Raw genomic sequence first — 16,787 nt, 5'->3', positions numbered from 1 at the left:
GTCCCGTTGGTGAAGCCGGCCTCGGTGCCGGCCGGGATGCTCTATGCGCGCTCAGCCCCGAGGTCAAATTTTTCGAGCCGAACGCCGCTTTTTGACGGCATATGAGGCCCGAATGGACGATTCGCCGCGCATTTTGCGCAGTTTCCCCACGCAGCGCCAAAGACACGCCCGCGAACGTGCGGGAACGCTTGCACCCTGCGAAGCCTGTTCTTATATACGCCGCAGATCCGGACGGGCCTTTGATCGCAAGCTGGCGCGTTCGGAAATTCTTGTGAACAGGGGCTTTCGCCGGAACGCCTGACAGGGTCCTTGAAAGCCTGCTTGATGGAGAGACTGAATCAATGGCTAAAGTAATCGGCATCGACCTTGGAACCACCAATTCCTGCGTCGCCGTGATGGACGGCAAGGACGCAAGGGTGATCGAAAACGCGGAAGGCGCGCGCACCACGCCCTCGATCGTCGCCTTTACGGCAGACGGCGAGCGCCTCGTCGGCCAGCCGGCCAAGCGTCAGGCGGTCACCAATCCCGAGAACACCGTCTTCGCGGTCAAGCGCCTGATCGGCCGCCGCTATGACGATCCGGTCACCGAAAAGGACAAGGGGCTCGTCCCCTACAAGATCGTCAAGGGCGACAATGGCGACGCCTGGGTCGAAGCCAGCGACAAGAAGCAGTCGCCTTCGCAGATCTCGGCCATGATCCTGCAGAAGATGAAGGAAACGGCGGAAGCCTATCTCGGCGAGAAGGTCGAGAAGGCGGTCATCACCGTGCCGGCCTACTTCAACGACGCCCAGCGTCAGGCCACCAAGGACGCCGGCCGCATCGCCGGCCTGGAGGTTCTGCGCATCATCAACGAGCCGACCGCCGCCGCCCTCGCCTATGGCCTCGACAAGCGCGACGGCAAGACCATCGCCGTCTATGACCTTGGCGGCGGCACCTTCGACATTTCCGTTCTGGAAATCGGCGACGGCGTGTTCGAGGTGAAGTCGACCAACGGCGACACCTTCCTCGGCGGCGAGGACTTCGACATGCGCCTGGTCGAGTACCTGGCCGACGAATTCAAGAAAGAGCAGGGCATCGACCTGCGCAACGACAAGCTGGCTCTTCAGCGCCTGAAGGAAGCTGCCGAGAAGGCCAAGATCGAGCTGTCGTCCACCACGCAGACCGAGATCAACCTGCCCTTCATCACCGCCGACGCGACCGGCCCCAAGCACCTGACGCTGAAGCTGACCCGCGCCAAGTTCGAATCGCTGGTGGACGATTTCGTCCAGCGCACGATCGAGCCGTGCAAGGCCGCGCTCAAGGATGCCGGGCTCAAGGCCGGCGAGATCGACGAGGTGGTTCTGGTCGGCGGCATGACCCGCATGCCCAAGATTCAGGAAGTGGTGAAGCAGTTCTTCGGCAAGGAACCGCACAAGGGCGTCAACCCCGACGAGGTGGTCGCCATGGGTGCGGCCATTCAGGCCGGCGTGCTGCAGGGCGACGTCAAGGACGTGCTGCTGCTCGACGTGACCCCGCTGTCGCTGGGCATCGAGACGCTGGGCGGCGTGTTCACGCGCCTCATCGAGCGCAACACCACCATCCCGACCAAGAAGAGCCAGACCTTCTCGACGGCGGAAGACAACCAGAACGCGGTGACGATCCGGGTCTTCCAGGGCGAGCGCGAGATGGCCGCGGACAACAAGATGCTCGGCCAGTTCGATCTGGTCGGCATTCCGCCCGCACCGCGCGGCGTGCCACAGATCGAGGTCACCTTCGACATCGACGCCAACGGCATCGTCAACGTCTCGGCCAAGGACAAGGGCACCGGCAAGGAGCACCAGATCCGCATCCAGGCTTCGGGCGGTCTCTCCGACGCCGACATCGAGAAGATGGTGAAGGACGCCGAGGCCAATGCCGAGGCCGACAAGCAGCGCAAGGCGCTGGTCGAGGCCCGCAACCAGGCCGAATCGCTGGTCCATTCCAGCGAGAAGTCGCTGAAGGATTATGGCGACAAGGTTTCGGAAGCCGACCGCACGGCCATCTCCGACGCCATCGCGGCGTTGAAGACAGCCGCCGAGGGCGACGACCCTGCCGACATCGAGGCCAAGACCCAGACGCTCGCCGAGGTTTCCATGAAGCTCGGCCAGGCCATGTATGAGGCCTCGCAGCAGGAAGCAGCCGAAGCCGACGCCAAGGCGGACGCAGCCAAGGACGGCGATGTGGTCGACGCCGACTTCGAGGAGATCGACGAGGACGACGACAAGAAAAAGTCGGCCTGATCCCTGTTGCAGCAAGGGAAAGCCCGGTCCAGCCGGGCTTTTCTGCAACCTTCGGCCTGAAAAATGCGGCCTGACCCTTGCCAGCTCTGGCATCCGGTCCGTGCAGTGCTTAAATCGAAGGCCGCACAAGAAGGGCAGAACGCAGGAACCATGCGCAACGGGCGCAGGGCGATGCGCAGAACATGCCGGGGAATAGCGCCCGTTCAGGCGCATCGACCGACGGGAATGGCCATTTCGGCCGATTTGGAGCCATCGGGCAGAAGAACCAGGACAGGCTTTAAATGAAGGTTGATTTCTACGAAACGCTCGGCGTGAGCCGCGGTGCGGACGAAAAGGAACTCAAGAGCGCGTTCCGCAAGCTCGCCATGCAGTTCCATCCGGATCGCAATCCGGGCGACGACGCCTGCGAGCACAAGTTCAAGGAAATCAACGAGGCCTATGAATGCCTCAAGGACCCGCAGAAGCGGGCGGCCTACGACCGCTTCGGCCATGCCGCCTTCGAGAATGGCGGCATGAACGGCGCCGCCCACGGCTTTGCGGCGGGCGGTTTCGCCGACATTTTCGACGACATCTTCGGCGAGATGATGGGCAGCGGCCGCCGTCGCTCTTCCGGCGGGCGCGAACGCGGCGCGGACCTGCGCTACAACATGGAGATTTCGTTGGAGGAAGCCTTTACCGGCAGGACCGCGCAAATCCATGTGCCTGCCTCGGTGTCCTGTGACGAATGCTCCGGCACGGGCGCAAAGCCGGGCACCCAGCCGGTCACCTGCACCATGTGCGGCGGTCACGGCAAGGTGCGCGCTTCTCAGGGCTTCTTCTCCATCGAACGCACCTGTCCGCAGTGTCAGGGTCGCGGCCAGACCATCAAGGATCCTTGCGGCAAGTGCGCAGGCCAGGGCCGTACCACCGAAGAGCGCTCGCTGTCGGTCAACATCCCCGCGGGCATTGAGGACGGAACCCGCATCCGGCTGGCCGGCGAGGGCGAGGCCGGGTTGCGCGGCGGTCCGTCCGGCGACCTCTACATCTTCCTGTCGGTGAAGCCGCACGAGTTCTTCCAGCGCGACGGGGCCGACCTTTATTGCAAGGCTCCGATCTCCATGACGACGGCGGCTCTTGGCGGCTCCTTCGAGGTGACGACGCTTGACGGCAGCCAGACCCGCGTGAAGGTGCCGGAGGGCACCCAGAACGGTCGCCAGTTCCGCCTCAAGGGCAAGGGCATGCCGGTTTTGCGCCAGCCGCAGGTGGGCGATCTCTATATCCAGACGGCCGTCGAAACGCCCCAGAGCCTGACAAAACGTCAGCGCGAGCTGCTGGAAGAGTTCGAGCAGATCTCGTCGAAGGAAAACTCGCCGCAATCGAGCGGTTTCTTCAGCCGCATGAAAGACTTCTTCGATTCCTTCGCCGAAAAATAGAGGCTTTCCCGTCGCCGCCTTTTCCTGGCGCTATCAGCACATTGGCCCGGATTTTTCTTGAACCGGGCCAGTCAGATGCTAAGTACCTCCGAGGGGAGCGCAGGAGATTTGCATGGCTAAGGGAACCGGACTGCGCAGGACGCTGGCGGCCAAATTCGACGACGAACTCAAATTCTTCAAGGGCTGGATAGACAAGCCGAAGGCCGTGGGCGCCATCGTGCCGACCAGCTCGGTCACCGCGCGGCGCATGGCTTCGGTCATCGATCTCAGCTCCGGACTGCCGGTCCTCGAACTCGGCCCCGGCACCGGCGTCATCACGAAGGCGATCCTGCGCCACGGCGTGAAGCCGGAAAATCTCTATGCGGTCGAGTATTCGTCCGATTTCGCCCGCCATCTGCGCAGCAATTTTCCGGGCGTGAACGTCATCGAAGGCGACGCCTTCAACCTCGACATAACGCTCGACAAGGCGGCGGACCTCACCTTCGATTCGGTCATCTCGGGCGTTCCGCTGCTCAATTTCCCGGTTCCCCGCCGCGTCGAATATCTCGACGGCCTTTTGTCGCGCATGCCGGAAGGCCGCCCCGTGGTGCAGATCACCTATGGCCCGATGTCACCGATCCCGCCGGGCCGCGGCGACTACACGGTCGAGCATTTCGACTTCATCCTGCGCAATATCCCGCCGGCGAGGCTGTGGATCTACCGCCGCCGCACGCACTGACTTTTCAGCGTTTCAGCCTCAGGTGACCAGCCGGACGAACTCACGTTCGGCCGCCGTCTCGTGATGCTCGCTGTGGCGGAGCATGAAGAACTTGCGGCGCGGAACCGGATAGTCCACGGCCGCAAGACGGCCCGCCTTGAGGGCGTTGGCGACCACCAGCCTCGACACGACCGTGGCCCCTGCACCTGCCTCGACGGCGACCCGCACAGCCTCGTTCGTCGGCAGCACCAGGCTGATCCCGACATCGGACAGGCTGTGGCCGCGCGCCGTCAGCATCGCCTCCAGTATGGAGCGCGTGCCGGAACCATGCTCGCGCATGACCCATGGCGAGGCCCTCAGATCCAGGGAATCGCCATCTTTTGCGGCGGCCCACGGATGCGAAGGCGCCACGATCAGCGCCATGTCGTCGTCGGCCACGGGCATGACGTTCAGAGCATGGACATCGACTTCGCCTTCGACGAAGCCCAGATTGGCCTCCCCCTTGCGCACCATCGCCGCCACCGTCTCGGTGTTGCCCATGGTGAGTTCCACCGCAAGACCGGGATAGGCGGAACGGAATTTGTGGATGACGCCCGGCAGCCAGTAGTTGCCGACAGTCTGGCTGGCGGCGAGCCTGAGCGAACCGACCTTCAGTCCCGCCAGATCGGCCAGCACCAGTTCGGCGCTGGCGGCCCGCGCCAGCACAGCTTTCGCCTCGGCAAGAAAGGTGCGACCGGCATCGGTGAGCGCAATGCGTCGCCCGACCCGGTCGAAAAGCCTTGTCGCATAACGCGCTTCGAGCGCGGACACCGCCGCGCTCGTCGCAGACTGGGTGAGGTTGAGATCGGCGGCGGCCCGCGTGACGTGCTCGCGCTCGGCGACGGCAACGAAGATGCGCAACTGCTCAAGCGTCATCGCCCTGTTCTCAGACCAGAAACTTCACCAACACCAGACTGAAGACAGCGATAAACACAAAAGCGGAAAGCGCAAGCAGAAGCGGCCGCAGGCCCCGCGACCTGATCTCCGACACATTGGCGTTCAGGCCCATGGCGGCAAGGCCCATGGTCAGCATCAGGGTGGTGATGAAGGCGACATGCGGGCGCAGCGCGTCGGGGATGCCGACAAAGCTGTTCCACAGCACCACCGCGATGAAGCCCAGCACGAACCAGGGCATCGGCGCACGAGCGCCCGCCTCGCCACCGCCGCGGCGGGCGGCGAAGCCCATGGCGAACACCATCGGCGCCAGAAGCGCGACGCGGGTGAGCTTGGCCACGGTGCCTGCCTCCCCCGCCTGCGGGCCGTACTGGAAGGCCGCGCCGATGACCTGCGCCACCTCATGGATCGAAGCGCCGGCCCACAGGCCAAAGGCGTTCTGGTCGAGGCCGGCAAACGCGCCAAGCAGCGGATAAGCCAGCATGGCCACGGTGCCGAACAGGGTGATCGACGCCACCGCATAGGCCACGTCCTCGTCGCGCGCATTGGTGACGGTGTTGGCCGCCACGATCGCCGATGCGCCGCAGATCGAGGTACCCGCGGCGATCAGCTGAGCAAGCCGCCGCTCGACGCCGAGCAGGCGCGCGACGCCAATGGTGAAAAGGAAAGTCGCGGCGAGCGTCAGGGCGACGAGGCCGAAGCCGCTGATGCCGATCGATGCGGTCTGATCGACGGTCAACTGGAAACCCAGCAGGACGATCGCCAGTCGCAGCAGCGTCTTCTGGCTGAAGCGGATGCCGTCCTTGGCGCTGGCGGCGACACCGACCGTGTTGGCGAACAACATGCCGATGATCACCGCCAGAATCATCGGGCTGAAGATCACGAGGCCCGGCATTTCACGCAGCGAATAGCCTGCGCCGGTGATGACGCCGACAAGCACCAGTCCGGGCCAGACGCCACCGGCGCGACTGACGCCCGCCTTGGTGGCGACAGGCGCGGACAAAAAGCTTTCACTCGCAGACACGGCATTCTCCAATTCAGGTCGGATCGGGAATGCCATTTCCGATCTGTGCAATCCAACGCATTATTTATGTCGTAACGTTCGATTTCTCCGAACGATTGCGGCCTCCATCCGCGCTTGCGCGCCATATTCGGCTCTTGCGGGGAGGTCCACGGACATTCATTGTGTGGGGATCATGCTTCCGCAAACAATGACGACAGACGATCACAGCGCAACAACGGTCATGCATGGCTCCATGCGGCCAGCCGATTTCATCGGGCTATGGCACGTGCGGCGGCGACTGGTGGACCATCGCGGCCAGGAGAAAATCGGCTTTGTCGGACAGGCTCTGATCGAGGCCAAGTCGATCACGGAAACCGGCGAGATGCGCAGCAGCCGCGAAGCGATGGAGGCGAAACGCCTTTACCTGCTGGCGATGGACGACGCAGGCGTCGACGTGCGGTTCGCCGGCGGCTCGGACTTCGTGCGGCTCGGCCTTGCGCCCGACCAGCGGGTGCTCCATCATTGCGGCGACGATCTCTATAACGGCCGGTTTCTCTTCCGCAGCCGCGACTGCTGGATCGAATTCTGGCGGGTGTCGGGACCACGCAAGCGCTACGCCAGCCTCACCCGGTACGAGCGGATTCCAGGCGCTGCCTGACCCGCGACAAGATGCGGCTTGCAGGCGGCCGGCTGCGGTGGTTCGCTGCCGGCAATAGGGAAATGTCCCGGGGGCGGATGGCGATGTACGACCATATTCTCGTTTCCAGCGACGGTTCGGAAGCAGCGCAGGCCGGCGTCGATCATGGTCTGGAACTGGCGAAGAAACATGGCAGCAGGGTCACCGCGATAACGGTGACAGAGCCGCTTGGCGGCCAGTTCGCCTTCGCCTCAGATCTGTGGTCGCCGAGCGAGACGGAGATCAGGGCGTTCGACGAAGCGCAGGCGCGCATCGCCCAGCGCATCCTCGAACCCATTCGCCGCAAGGCGGAAGCGCTCGGCATCCCGATCGAAATCGTCCATATTCCGTGGCGCCTGGTGGCGGGCGCAATCTGCGAGGCCGCCAGCGAATATGGTTGCAGCCTCATCGTCATGTCTTCGCATGGGCGCACAGGCATGAACCGGGTCATGCTCGGCAGCCAGACGGCGGAAGTGGTGGCGAAGGCGAAGGCGCCGGTTCTGGTTGTGCGCTGACGCGCAAGGGCGGACTATGACGGGGACGATGGAGAAGACGGCATGATCATCACCGAAATGACGCGGTCCGAATGCCTCGAACTGCTTGCGTCTCAGCGCCTCGGGCATCTCGCCTGCTGCCGGGATGGACAGCCTTACGTCGTTCCGGTCACCTTCGCGATCGAAGGAAACTATCTCTACAGTTTCTCGCTGACCGGACAGAAAATCGAGTGGATGCGAACCAATCCGCTCGTCAGCCTGCAAACCGACGTGCTTGGCGAGCACGGCACATGGCGCAGCGTCGTCGTGAACGGGCGCTTCGAGGAGTTGCCCGACCGGATCGGCTGGAAACATGCGCGCGACCGTGCCTGGTCGCTGCTCAGCCAGCACGCCAACTGGTGGGAGCCCGGCGGGCTCAAGCCGGCGGACGAGAGCCCGACACAACATGTTTTCTATCGCATCATGATCGAGACCATGACCGGCCGGCGCTGCGTGGCCGGGCAGGAGTAGAGCCCGTCGCCCCGAAGGCGAGACCGGTTTCGGGACGACTATATGGCAAGGCAAGCCTTTTTCGTCAGGACGCCTGCCGTTCCCGGCCCAGCGGCGCGGTCGCCGCGACCGCCTGCGCGAGCGCCTCGATCTCGTCCTCACCCGCGCCGTTGCGCCGCCAGGCGAGGCCGATCTGGCGTGAAGGCTGCGGCTCGGCGAACGGCACGATACGGATGTCGTTGCGGGATGTCTCGGCCGGCACGGCGATCTCCGGGATCAGCGTCATGCCCATGCCGTGCGACACCATCTGCAACAGCGTCGCCATGGAGGTGGCGCCGAAATTGACGAGGCTGCGCTTGCCAGCCATGCCGCAAACGGCCAGCGCCTGATCGCGCAGGCAATGCCCCTCCTCCAGCAACAGCAGCCGCCCGGCGTCCACCTGCGTTTCGCTCAGCGGCGACATCAGCACATGCTGGTCGTTGGTCGCAGTAGCCATGAAAAAGCGGTCGCGGAACACCGGCCGCGTGGCGATGCCTTCCTGATCGATCGGCAGGGCGGCGATCACCACGTCCAGCCTGCCTTCGGAGAGATCGGCGATCAGCCTGTCGGTGACGGCCTCCTTCAGTTCCACCTCAATGGCGGGATAGGTGGCGCGCAGGTATGGCACAAGCCCCGGCACCAGATAGGGCGCGACCGTGGGGATGATGCCGAAGCGCACCGGGCCTTCCAGAAGGCCGTCGCCGCGTCGCGCCGCATGTTCCAGCCGCTCCACGCCGGCCAGCACCTCCCGCACGTGCTCCAGCACCTCCTCGCCCTTGCGGGTGAGGAGGATGTTGCCGCGATTCCGCTCGACCAGCGTGACGCCCAGATGAGCCTCCATCTCCCTGATCTGCGCGGACAGGGCGGGCTGGCTGACATGGACCAGTTCGGCCGCGCGGCCGAAATGGAGGGCCGTGGCGAGCGCCTCGAAATAACGCATCTGGCGAAGAGTTAGCATGATAAGGAAATCTTATCGTCAAAAGTTGGAAATACAATTGGAAACTATCGTCATCACATGGGATAACTGTTTCTAGAAGAATTCTAAAATGCTTGCAGGCCCTGTCTTCCCAAAGATGCGCCGCAGCTTCAGCGGAGGAATTCCGGCGACAGCCGGCGTCTCCGCCAATCCTTCTTGCAGGCCAGATCGAAACAGGAGGCTCCATGTCTGATCGACCCACGCTGACCACCACCGCCGGCGCACCGGTGCCGGACAACCAGAATTCGATGACCGCCGGCGAGCGTGGCGGCGTCATGCTCCAGGACTACCAGCTTATCGAGAAGCTGGCCCACCAGAATCGCGAACGCATCCCCGAGCGCGCCGTGCACGCCAAGGGCTGGGGCGCCTTCGGCACGCTCACCATCACCGGCGACATCTCCAGATACACCAAGGCCAGCGCCCTTCAGCCGGGCGCGGTGACGCCAATGCTGGCGCGCTTCTCCACCGTGGCCGGCGAGATGGGCGCGGCCGATCATGAGCGCGACGTGCGCGGTTTCGCGCTGAAGTTCTACACGTCCGAAGGCAACTGGGATCTGGTCGGCAACAACACGCCGGTGTTCTTCGTACGCGACGCTTACAAGTTCCCGGATTTCATCCACACGCAGAAGCGCCACCCGCGCACCAACCTGCGTTCCGCCACCGCCATGTGGGACTTCTGGTCGCTGTCGCCGGAAAGCCTGCATCAGGTGACGATCCTGATGTCGGACCGTGGCCTGCCCGTGGACCCCACTTTCATGAATGGCTACGGCTCGCACACCTACTCGCTCATCAACGCGGCCGGCGAGCGCTTCTGGGTGAAGTTCCACTTCAAGACCCAGCAGGGCCACAGGCACCACACCAACGACGAAGCCGAGCAGATCATCGGCCGCACCCGCGAGGGCTATCAGGAAGCGCTGTTCGGCAAGATCGAGAAGGGCGAGTATCCGCGCTGGAAGCTGCAGGTGCAGATCATGACGGAAGAGCAGGCCGAAAAGACCTCATACAATCCGTTCGACATCACCAAGGTCTGGCCTCACGGCGAGTTCCCACCGATCGACGTCGGCGTGATGGAGCTGAACCGCAACCCGGACAACTATTTCGCGGAGATCGAGCAGGCGGCCTTCTCGCCCTCCAACATCGTGCCCGGCATTTCCTATTCGCCGGACAAGATGCTGCAGGCCCGCATCTTCTCCTATGCGGACGCCCACCGCTACCGGCTGGGCACGCATTACGAGAACATTCCGGTCAACCAGCCGAAATGCCCGGTGCATCACTACCATCGCGACGGCCAGATGAACACGTATGGCGGTCTGCGCACCGGCAATCCCGACGCCTATTATGAGCCGAACTCCTTCGGCGGCCCGTTCGAGGACAAATCGGCCAGCGAGCCGCCGCTGAAGATCGAGGGCGACATGTCGCGCTACGATCACCGCGTCGGCAATGACGACTATGTGCAGGTCACCGCGCTGTTCAACCTGTTCGACGAAGGTCAGAAAGGCCGTCTGTTCAGGAACATCGCGGCCGCCATGGGCGGAGTTCCCGGCCATATCGTGGAGCGCCAGCTCGCCCATTTCCACAAGGTGCACCCGGACTATGCGGCCGGGGTGCGCAAGGCGCTGAAGGACGCTCATGGCTACGAGGCCGACACGCTGAGCGCCGCGGAGTAAAGGCCGCAACCCAAGCCCATTCAAGAGCCGCGGGGAGCCCTTCCCTGCGGCTCTTTTCCTTTGCGGCCATGTTCTTTTGAACTGCCGGGGTTGTCTAGCCGCAACCGGAGGCTTAGACCCGACCTGAACCTGAAACCGGATAAAATACATGCGCATGGGCGGAAGGCTGGCCGCAGCCATGGAGGTGCTGGCGGATATCGACGGACGGCAAAGGCCGGCCGCCGAGGCTCTGCGCGACTGGGGCGGCGCCCACCGTTTCGCCGGCGGCGGCGACCGCGCGGCCATCGGCAACATCGTCTATGACGCGCTGCGGCGCAGGCGCTCGGCTGGATGGCTGTTCGACGGCGACAGCCCCAGGGCGCTCGCCTTCGGCGCGCTGTTGCTGGAATGGGGCGAGACGCCGGACGCCATCAACGCCATGCTCGATGGCGACAAGTTCGCTCCCCCGCCGCTGGAAGAGGACGAACTGCGGATCCTGCGCGAAAGGCTCGCGGCCGACATGCCCGACGAGGTGCGCGCCGACTGCCCCGACTGGAGCGCGCCGCTTCTGCGATCCGCCTTCGGGGAGAACTGGGCGGATGAGGCGGCGGCGCTCGCCCGCCGTCCGCCGCTGGACCTGCGCGCAAATCTCCTGAAATGCGAACGCGACACGCTTCTGGCGGCGCTTTCGGCCACCGGCGCCGACGCGACCGGCATCGCGCCGCACGGCGTTCGCATCGCGCCCATCGAGGGCAGCGGACGCCATCCAAATGTGCAGGCCGGCGAGGCCTTCGCCGAAGGCCGCTTCGAGGTGCAGGACGAGGGTTCGCAGATCGTGTCCGAACTTGCCGGCGCGCGCCCCGGCATGCAGGTGCTGGATTATTGCGCCGGCGCGGGCGGCAAGTCGCTGGCGCTGTCGGCAGCCATGCGCAACCAGGGCCAGATCTTCGCGCATGATGCGCTGAAACCGCGCCTCGCGCCGATCGTGGAGCGCATAAAGCGCGCGGGCAGCCGCAACATACAAATTGCCGCCGGGGCGAGCGAACTTGGCCCGCTGGAAGACCGTATGGACATCGTGCTGGTCGATGCGCCGTGCACCGGCTCGGGCACATGGCGGCGGCGTCCCGACACCAAATGGCGGCTCACCCGCCAGCAGCTCGACGCCCGCATCGCCGAGCAGGCCGAAATCCTCGACATGGCCGCTCGCTACGTGAAGCCCGGCGGATTGCTCGCCTATGTCACCTGCTCGGTCTTCGCTGAGGAGAATGGCGAACAGGCGGAAGCCTTCCTGGAACGTGTGCCGGGTTTCACCCCGCAAGACCACGCGGCGCTGTGGAAACATCATTTTCCCGGCCAGGAAGGGCGGGCCGGCATCGGCATGGGCGTTTCCTTGTCGCCGGGACGCACCGGAACCGACGGATTTTACTTCTGCGCGCTTCGCCGTACTTGACCTGCCCGGTTCGCGCCCCAGTTGAAGCGCAGGCATCGACGGCATGACGGAGGCCGATCTTGAACAGATACGTATCGCTTGGCGTCTTTCTGCTGATCGTTGTGGGCGTGGGCATGGCGATCGGCGTCGCGACGCCGCCCGGCGACTGGTATGCGGGGCTCGCCAAACCGCCTTTCAATCCTCCGAACTGGCTGTTCGCCCCCGTATGGACGCTCCTTTATATCCTGATCGCCATCGTCGGCTGGCGCACATGGCGGCGCAATCCGTCCGGCGCGGAGATGAAGCTCTGGTTCATCCAGATGGCGCTCAATTTCGCATGGTCGCCCCTGTTCTTCGCCGCACACGCCACGGCGGCGGCGCTGATTGTCATCATCCTGCTTGTGGCCGTGATCGTGTGGTTCATCGAGATCGTCCGCGCCAATGACAGGATATCGGCCCTGATGTTCGCGCCCTACGCGCTGTGGACCGGTTTCGCCACGTTGCTCAACGCCTCCATCCTCTATCTCAACTGACCCGTCGTTTATACGGATGCCTTTGTCCCGAAAGCGGTTCCCACTTTTGCCGCACATGCTCTATGTTCGCGGCCCATCAACGATTCCGGGACAGGCATGAAGACCGACATCAAGCGCATCGCAGCGATCATTTCCGCCGAGATCAACGCACGGCCCGATCAGGCGGCCGCCGCGATCACGCTGCTGGACGACGGGGCCACGGTGCCTTTCGTCGCCCGCTACCGCAAGGAAGCCACCGGCGGGCTGGACGACACGCAGTTGCGCACGCTTTCCGAACGGCTCACCTATCTGCGTGAGATGGATGCGCGCCGCGACACCATCCTGTCCTCCATCCGCGAGCAGGGAAAGCTGACGCCCGATCTGGAAGGCAAGATCAGCTCGGCCGCCACCAAGGCCGAGCTTGAGGACATTTACCTGCCCTACAAGCCCAAGCGCCGCACAAAGGCGGAGATCGCCCGCGAGCGGGGGCTCGGGCCGCTGGCGGAAGCGATCCTTTCCGACCGCGCCGCCGTGCCTGCCGATCTGGCGGCGGCATACGTCACCGACGACGTGCCGGACGTGAAGGCGGCGCTCGAAGGCGCGCGCGACATCATCGCCGAGCAATTCTCGGAGAACGCCGATCTCGTCGGCCGGCTGCGTGGCTACATGCACGAACGCGCGGTGCTTCGCGCGCGCGTGGTGGACGGCAAACAGGAGGAAGGCGCGAAGTTCTCCGACTATTTCGACCATGCCGAGCGCTGGGCAGGCGTGCCCAGCCACCGGGCGCTGGCCATGCTGCGCGGCCGCAACGAGGAAGTGCTCGCCCTCGACATCGAGGTCGACGTCGACGACACCTCGCCGGTGCGCCCGACCGTGCGCATGATCTGCGACGCCTACGCCATCGGCCGCACCCTTCCGGGCGATGTCTGGCTTGCCGAAGTGGCCGGCTGGACATGGCGGGTGAAACTGTCGCTGCATCTGTCGCTCGACCTGATGCGCGATCTGCGCGAGCGCGCCGAGGAGGCGGCGATCCACGTCTTCGGCCGCAACATGAAGGACCTGCTGCTTGCCGCCCCTGCCGGCTCTCGCCCGACCATGGGCCTCGACCCCGGCATCCGCACCGGGGTCAAGGTCGCGGTTGTCGATGGCACCGGCAAGCTCATCGCCACCAGCACGGTCTATCCGTTCCAGCCGCGCAACGACCTGCGCGGCGCGCAGGCCGAGCTGTCGGCGCTGGTCCGCATGCATGGCGTGGAGCTGATCGCCATCGGCAACGGCACGGCAAGCCGCGAAACGGAAAAGATGGTGGCCGACATGCTGGCCGACATACCCGCGCCCAGGCCCACCAAGGTCATCGTCTCGGAGGCCGGCGCGTCCGTCTACTCGGCTTCGTCCGCGGCGGCGGCCGAATTCCCGGATCTCGACGTGTCGCTGCGCGGCGCTGTCTCCATCGCCCGCCGGTTGCAGGATCCGCTGGCGGAACTGGTCAAGATCGAGCCGAAATCCATCGGCGTGGGCCAGTATCAGCACGATGTCGACCAGTTCCGGCTGGCGAGGGCTCTGGACGCTGTGGTGGAGGATGCCGTGAACGCCGTCGGCGTCGATCTCAACACAGCTTCCGCTCCGCTGCTGGCGCGGGTGTCGGGCCTTGGCGCGTCCCTGGCGGAAGCCATCGTGCTTCACCGCAACGTCAACGGTCCTTTCGCCAGGCGGCGGGAACTGCTCAAGGTTTCACGCCTCGGCCCGCGCGCCTTCGAGCAATGCGCCGGCTTCCTGCGCATCCCGGATGGGGTCGAACCGCTCGACGCCTCGGCCGTTCATCCGGAGGCCTACGACGTCGCCAAGAAGATCGTATCCGCCTGCGGCCGCGACGTGCGCGCCTTGATGGGCGACAGCGCGGCGCTGAAGGCGCTCGATCCGCGTGTCTTCACCGACGAGCGGTTTGGCCTGCCGACCGTGCGCGACATCATTTCCGAACTTGAAAAGCCCGGTCGCGACCCGCGCCCGAGCTTCCGCACCGCGACCTTCGCAGAGGGCGTGGACGACATCAAGGACCTCAAGCCCGGCATGCTTCTGGAAGGCACGGTCACCAATGTCGCGGCCTTCGGCGCGTTTGTCGACATCGGCGTGCATCAGGACGGGCTGGTGCATGTCTCGCAGCTTGCCGACCGCTTCGTGAAGGATGCGCATGAGGTGGTGAAGGCCGGCGACGTGGTCAAGGTGCGCGTGGTCGAGGTGGACGTGAAGCGCAAGCGCATCGGGCTTTCCATGCGCAAGGATGGTGGCGGGCAGCAGCAGGAGCGGCGTCAGCCCGACGACGCGGGCCAGCGCTACTCGCGCCCCGTCAAAAAGCCGCAGGAGAACCGGCCTCCGCAAAGCGCGCCCCAACAGGGCGCATTGGGCGCGGCCCTTGCCGAGGCGCTGCGACGCAAATAAGCAAGGGTTCGGGAGTCAAATCTGGCCCCGGCACGGTTTCGCCGGCGGCATCACCGAAGGACGTTGGTCATGCAGATCGGAATGATGGGCCTGGGCAGGATGGGCGGCAACATGGTGCGCAGGCTCATGCGCGCCGGCCATGAGTGCGTCGTGCACGATATCGACCCGAAAAGCGTCGCGACCCTTGCAGGCGAAGGCGCGACCGGCGCTTCATCCATGGAAGAGCTGGTCGCCAAACTCGCCACACCCCGGCACATCTGGCTCATGCTGCCGGCGGCCATAACCGGCGGCGTGGTCGAGCAGCTTGCCGCACTGATGGAACCCGGCGACACCATCATCGACGGCGGCAATTCCAACTATCGCGACGCGGTGGATCTCGGCGCGCGGCTGTCGGCCCGGGGCGTCAATTTCGTCGATGTCGGCACCAGCGGCGGCGTGCACGGACTGGAGCGGGGCTACTGCCTGATGATCGGCGGGCCGGACGAGGCCGTGCGCCAGCTCGATTCCATCTTCGCGACGCTGGCACCCGGCGGGGACGAGAACGCCCCCGGAACCGCCGCGCGCGGCTATCTGCATTGCGGCCCGAGCGGAGCCGGCCATTTCGTCAAGATGGTTCATAACGGCATCGAATACGGCATGATGGCGGCCTATGCGGAAGGCTTCAACATCCTGAAGGCGGCCAATGCCGGCAAGCAGGAACGCAGCGCCGACGCCGAGACCAGCCCGCTTTCCGAGCCGCAATACTACCAGTTCGACATCGACGTCGGGCAGGTCGCGGAGGTTTGGCGGCACGGCAGCGTCATCAGTTCCTGGCTGCTCGATCTCACGGCCGACGCACTCGCCGACGATCCCGCCCTGTCGCAGTTCGGCGGACGCGTCTCGGATTCCGGCGAAGGCCGCTGGACGGTGAAAGCGGCCATCGACACCGGTGTGCCGACGCCGGTGCTGTCGTCGGCCCTCTACAGCCGCTTTTCCTCGCAAGGCCATGCGAGCTATGCAGACAGGCTTCTTTCAGCCATGCGGCTGGCGTTCGGCGGCCATTTCGAGAAAAAGGAATAGGCGCGAACGCCTCACCACCTCATCGGCGGCACATGAACGGGCGGCCGCGGCGCGGCAAAGGGCAGCACCGGCGTAAAACACCATGGGCAGCGCGAAGCCGCGCGCGGCAGGTCGCGCTTGCAGCCCCGGCAGGCATTGTCATGTGGATTGGCGATCATGGAAACGCTCCTTCTGAGCGACGCCGCGGCATCGCAGGAAATGAGCCGCCTTCAGGCTTGTCCCGGAGCGAAAAAGGGCGCGGCCGTCAGGATTCAGTCGCTTCGCCCCGGGCCGCATGCCGTGCTTTGCCGGCGAGCCTCGACATTCGTGTGAAAGTTTCCATGCACATGGTTTAAAGCTAGGGTGCGATCGCGGCTTTTCAAGGGCGCGCGCCCTCAGGCCGCAGCTATTTTCTCTTTTATTTCAGTAATTTGCCGTTATCGCGCATCTGCAAGGTGCAAACCGGGCCTGATGTGCGCAGAAAAGCGACGACAAACAGCTCAAGGCGGCTGGACAGGCGAAAATCTCGTGCTATAACCCACGCGCTCTCGCAGGCGTTCCGGCGTCCTGTTGTGGTCGGGGAATCGTCCGGCCTCTTCGAGACAGGCCCAGGTAGCTCAGTTGGTAGAGCATGCGACTGAAAATCGCAGTGTCGGTGGTTCGATTCCGCCCCTGGGCACCACTTCCTTTTTTTCGTTGAATTTGCCTGACCTTTCCCCAGGGCTTCTCGCCGTGCGAGGCGCTTTCGT

The 16,787-nt window shown here is 64.7% G+C and carries 14 protein-coding genes and 1 tRNA gene; 12 read left to right on the top strand and 3 right to left on the bottom strand.

Annotation, left to right across the window (positions count from 1 at the left end; all coding sequences use genetic code 11):
* Positions 1–341 precede the first annotated feature (341 nt).
* From dnaK to pmtA, 3 genes are all read left to right on the top strand, one after another.
* Positions 342–2,258 carry a molecular chaperone DnaK gene (dnaK, locus tag ABID44_RS10375; RefSeq protein WP_354151635.1) on the top strand — a complete coding sequence of 639 codons (1,917 nt, stop codon included), beginning with the start codon at positions 342–344 and terminating at the stop codon, positions 2,256–2,258.
* A gap of 281 nt (positions 2,259–2,539) precedes the next feature.
* Positions 2,540–3,670, top strand: a complete 1,131-nt coding sequence (dnaJ, locus tag ABID44_RS10370; protein ID WP_354151634.1) for a molecular chaperone DnaJ — start codon at positions 2,540–2,542, stop codon at positions 3,668–3,670.
* A 112-nt stretch (positions 3,671–3,782) separates the two neighbouring features.
* Complete coding sequence (gene pmtA, locus ABID44_RS10365; RefSeq protein ID WP_354151633.1) at positions 3,783–4,388, top strand: phospholipid N-methyltransferase PmtA; 606 nt, start codon at positions 3,783–3,785, stop codon at positions 4,386–4,388.
* Positions 4,389–4,406: 18 nt separating this feature from the next.
* Here the strand turns inward: pmtA and ABID44_RS10360 are convergent, their stop codons facing one another.
* The gene (locus ABID44_RS10360; RefSeq protein ID WP_354151632.1) at positions 4,407–5,282 is read right to left on the bottom strand and encodes a LysR family transcriptional regulator; all 876 of its coding nucleotides are present in this window, start codon (positions 5,280–5,282) and stop codon (positions 4,407–4,409) included.
* 10 nt (positions 5,283–5,292) lie between these two features.
* Entirely contained in the window at positions 5,293–6,360 is a 1,068-nt protein-coding gene (locus tag ABID44_RS10355) for a YeiH family protein (RefSeq protein ID WP_378226863.1), read from the bottom strand.
* A gap of 151 nt (positions 6,361–6,511) precedes the next feature.
* Here ABID44_RS10355 and ABID44_RS10350 point away from each other — a divergent pair, with 151 nt between their 5' ends.
* The 3 genes from ABID44_RS10350 (at position 6,512) to ABID44_RS10340 (ending at position 7,983) form a co-directional block, all read left to right on the top strand.
* The gene (locus ABID44_RS10350) at positions 6,512–6,961 is read left to right on the top strand and encodes a DUF6314 family protein (RefSeq protein ID WP_354151630.1); all 450 of its coding nucleotides are present in this window, start codon (positions 6,512–6,514) and stop codon (positions 6,959–6,961) included.
* 83 nt (positions 6,962–7,044) lie between these two features.
* On the top strand, positions 7,045–7,494 hold the full coding sequence (locus ABID44_RS10345) for a universal stress protein (RefSeq protein ID WP_354151629.1): 450 nt from the start codon (positions 7,045–7,047) through the stop codon (positions 7,492–7,494).
* 42 nt (positions 7,495–7,536) lie between these two features.
* Positions 7,537–7,983 carry a pyridoxamine 5'-phosphate oxidase family protein gene (locus tag ABID44_RS10340; RefSeq protein ID WP_354151628.1) on the top strand — a complete coding sequence of 149 codons (447 nt, stop codon included), beginning with the start codon at positions 7,537–7,539 and terminating at the stop codon, positions 7,981–7,983.
* A gap of 64 nt (positions 7,984–8,047) precedes the next feature.
* Here ABID44_RS10340 and ABID44_RS10335 read toward each other — a convergent pair whose 3' ends face one another.
* On the bottom strand, positions 8,048–8,959 hold the full coding sequence (locus ABID44_RS10335; RefSeq protein ID WP_354151627.1) for a hydrogen peroxide-inducible genes activator: 912 nt from the start codon (positions 8,957–8,959) through the stop codon (positions 8,048–8,050).
* Between the two features lie 203 nt (positions 8,960–9,162).
* Between ABID44_RS10335 and katA the strand changes: the two genes are divergently transcribed.
* The 6 genes from katA to ABID44_RS10305 all read left to right on the top strand — a co-directional run bounded on the left by katA (position 9,163) and on the right by ABID44_RS10305 (position 16,720).
* Positions 9,163–10,644, top strand: a complete 1,482-nt coding sequence (katA, locus tag ABID44_RS10330) for a catalase KatA (RefSeq protein WP_354151626.1) — start codon at positions 9,163–9,165, stop codon at positions 10,642–10,644.
* A 148-nt stretch (positions 10,645–10,792) separates the two neighbouring features.
* Positions 10,793–12,073 (top strand): RsmB/NOP family class I SAM-dependent RNA methyltransferase, encoded by a 1,281-nt coding sequence (locus ABID44_RS10325; protein WP_354151625.1) that lies wholly within the window; start codon positions 10,793–10,795, stop codon positions 12,071–12,073.
* Positions 12,074–12,132: 59 nt separating this feature from the next.
* Positions 12,133–12,585, top strand: coding sequence for a TspO/MBR family protein (locus ABID44_RS10320; protein WP_354151624.1), 453 nt, complete (start codon positions 12,133–12,135; stop codon positions 12,583–12,585).
* A gap of 96 nt (positions 12,586–12,681) precedes the next feature.
* Complete coding sequence (locus ABID44_RS10315; protein ID WP_354151623.1) at positions 12,682–15,000, top strand: Tex family protein; 2,319 nt, start codon at positions 12,682–12,684, stop codon at positions 14,998–15,000.
* A gap of 69 nt (positions 15,001–15,069) precedes the next feature.
* Complete coding sequence (gene gnd / locus ABID44_RS10310; protein ID WP_354151622.1) at positions 15,070–16,059, top strand: phosphogluconate dehydrogenase (NAD(+)-dependent, decarboxylating); 990 nt, start codon at positions 15,070–15,072, stop codon at positions 16,057–16,059.
* A gap of 585 nt (positions 16,060–16,644) precedes the next feature.
* Positions 16,645–16,720 (top strand) — tRNA-Phe (locus tag ABID44_RS10305).
* Positions 16,721–16,787: the final 67 nt, after the last annotated feature.

This window comes from Aquamicrobium ahrensii (assembly GCF_040545755.1).
Classification (GTDB): domain Bacteria; phylum Pseudomonadota; class Alphaproteobacteria; order Rhizobiales; family Rhizobiaceae; genus Mesorhizobium; species Mesorhizobium ahrensii.
The sequence above is the reverse complement of the archived record's forward strand: the minus strand, read 5'-3'. Positions and strand labels throughout refer to the sequence as shown.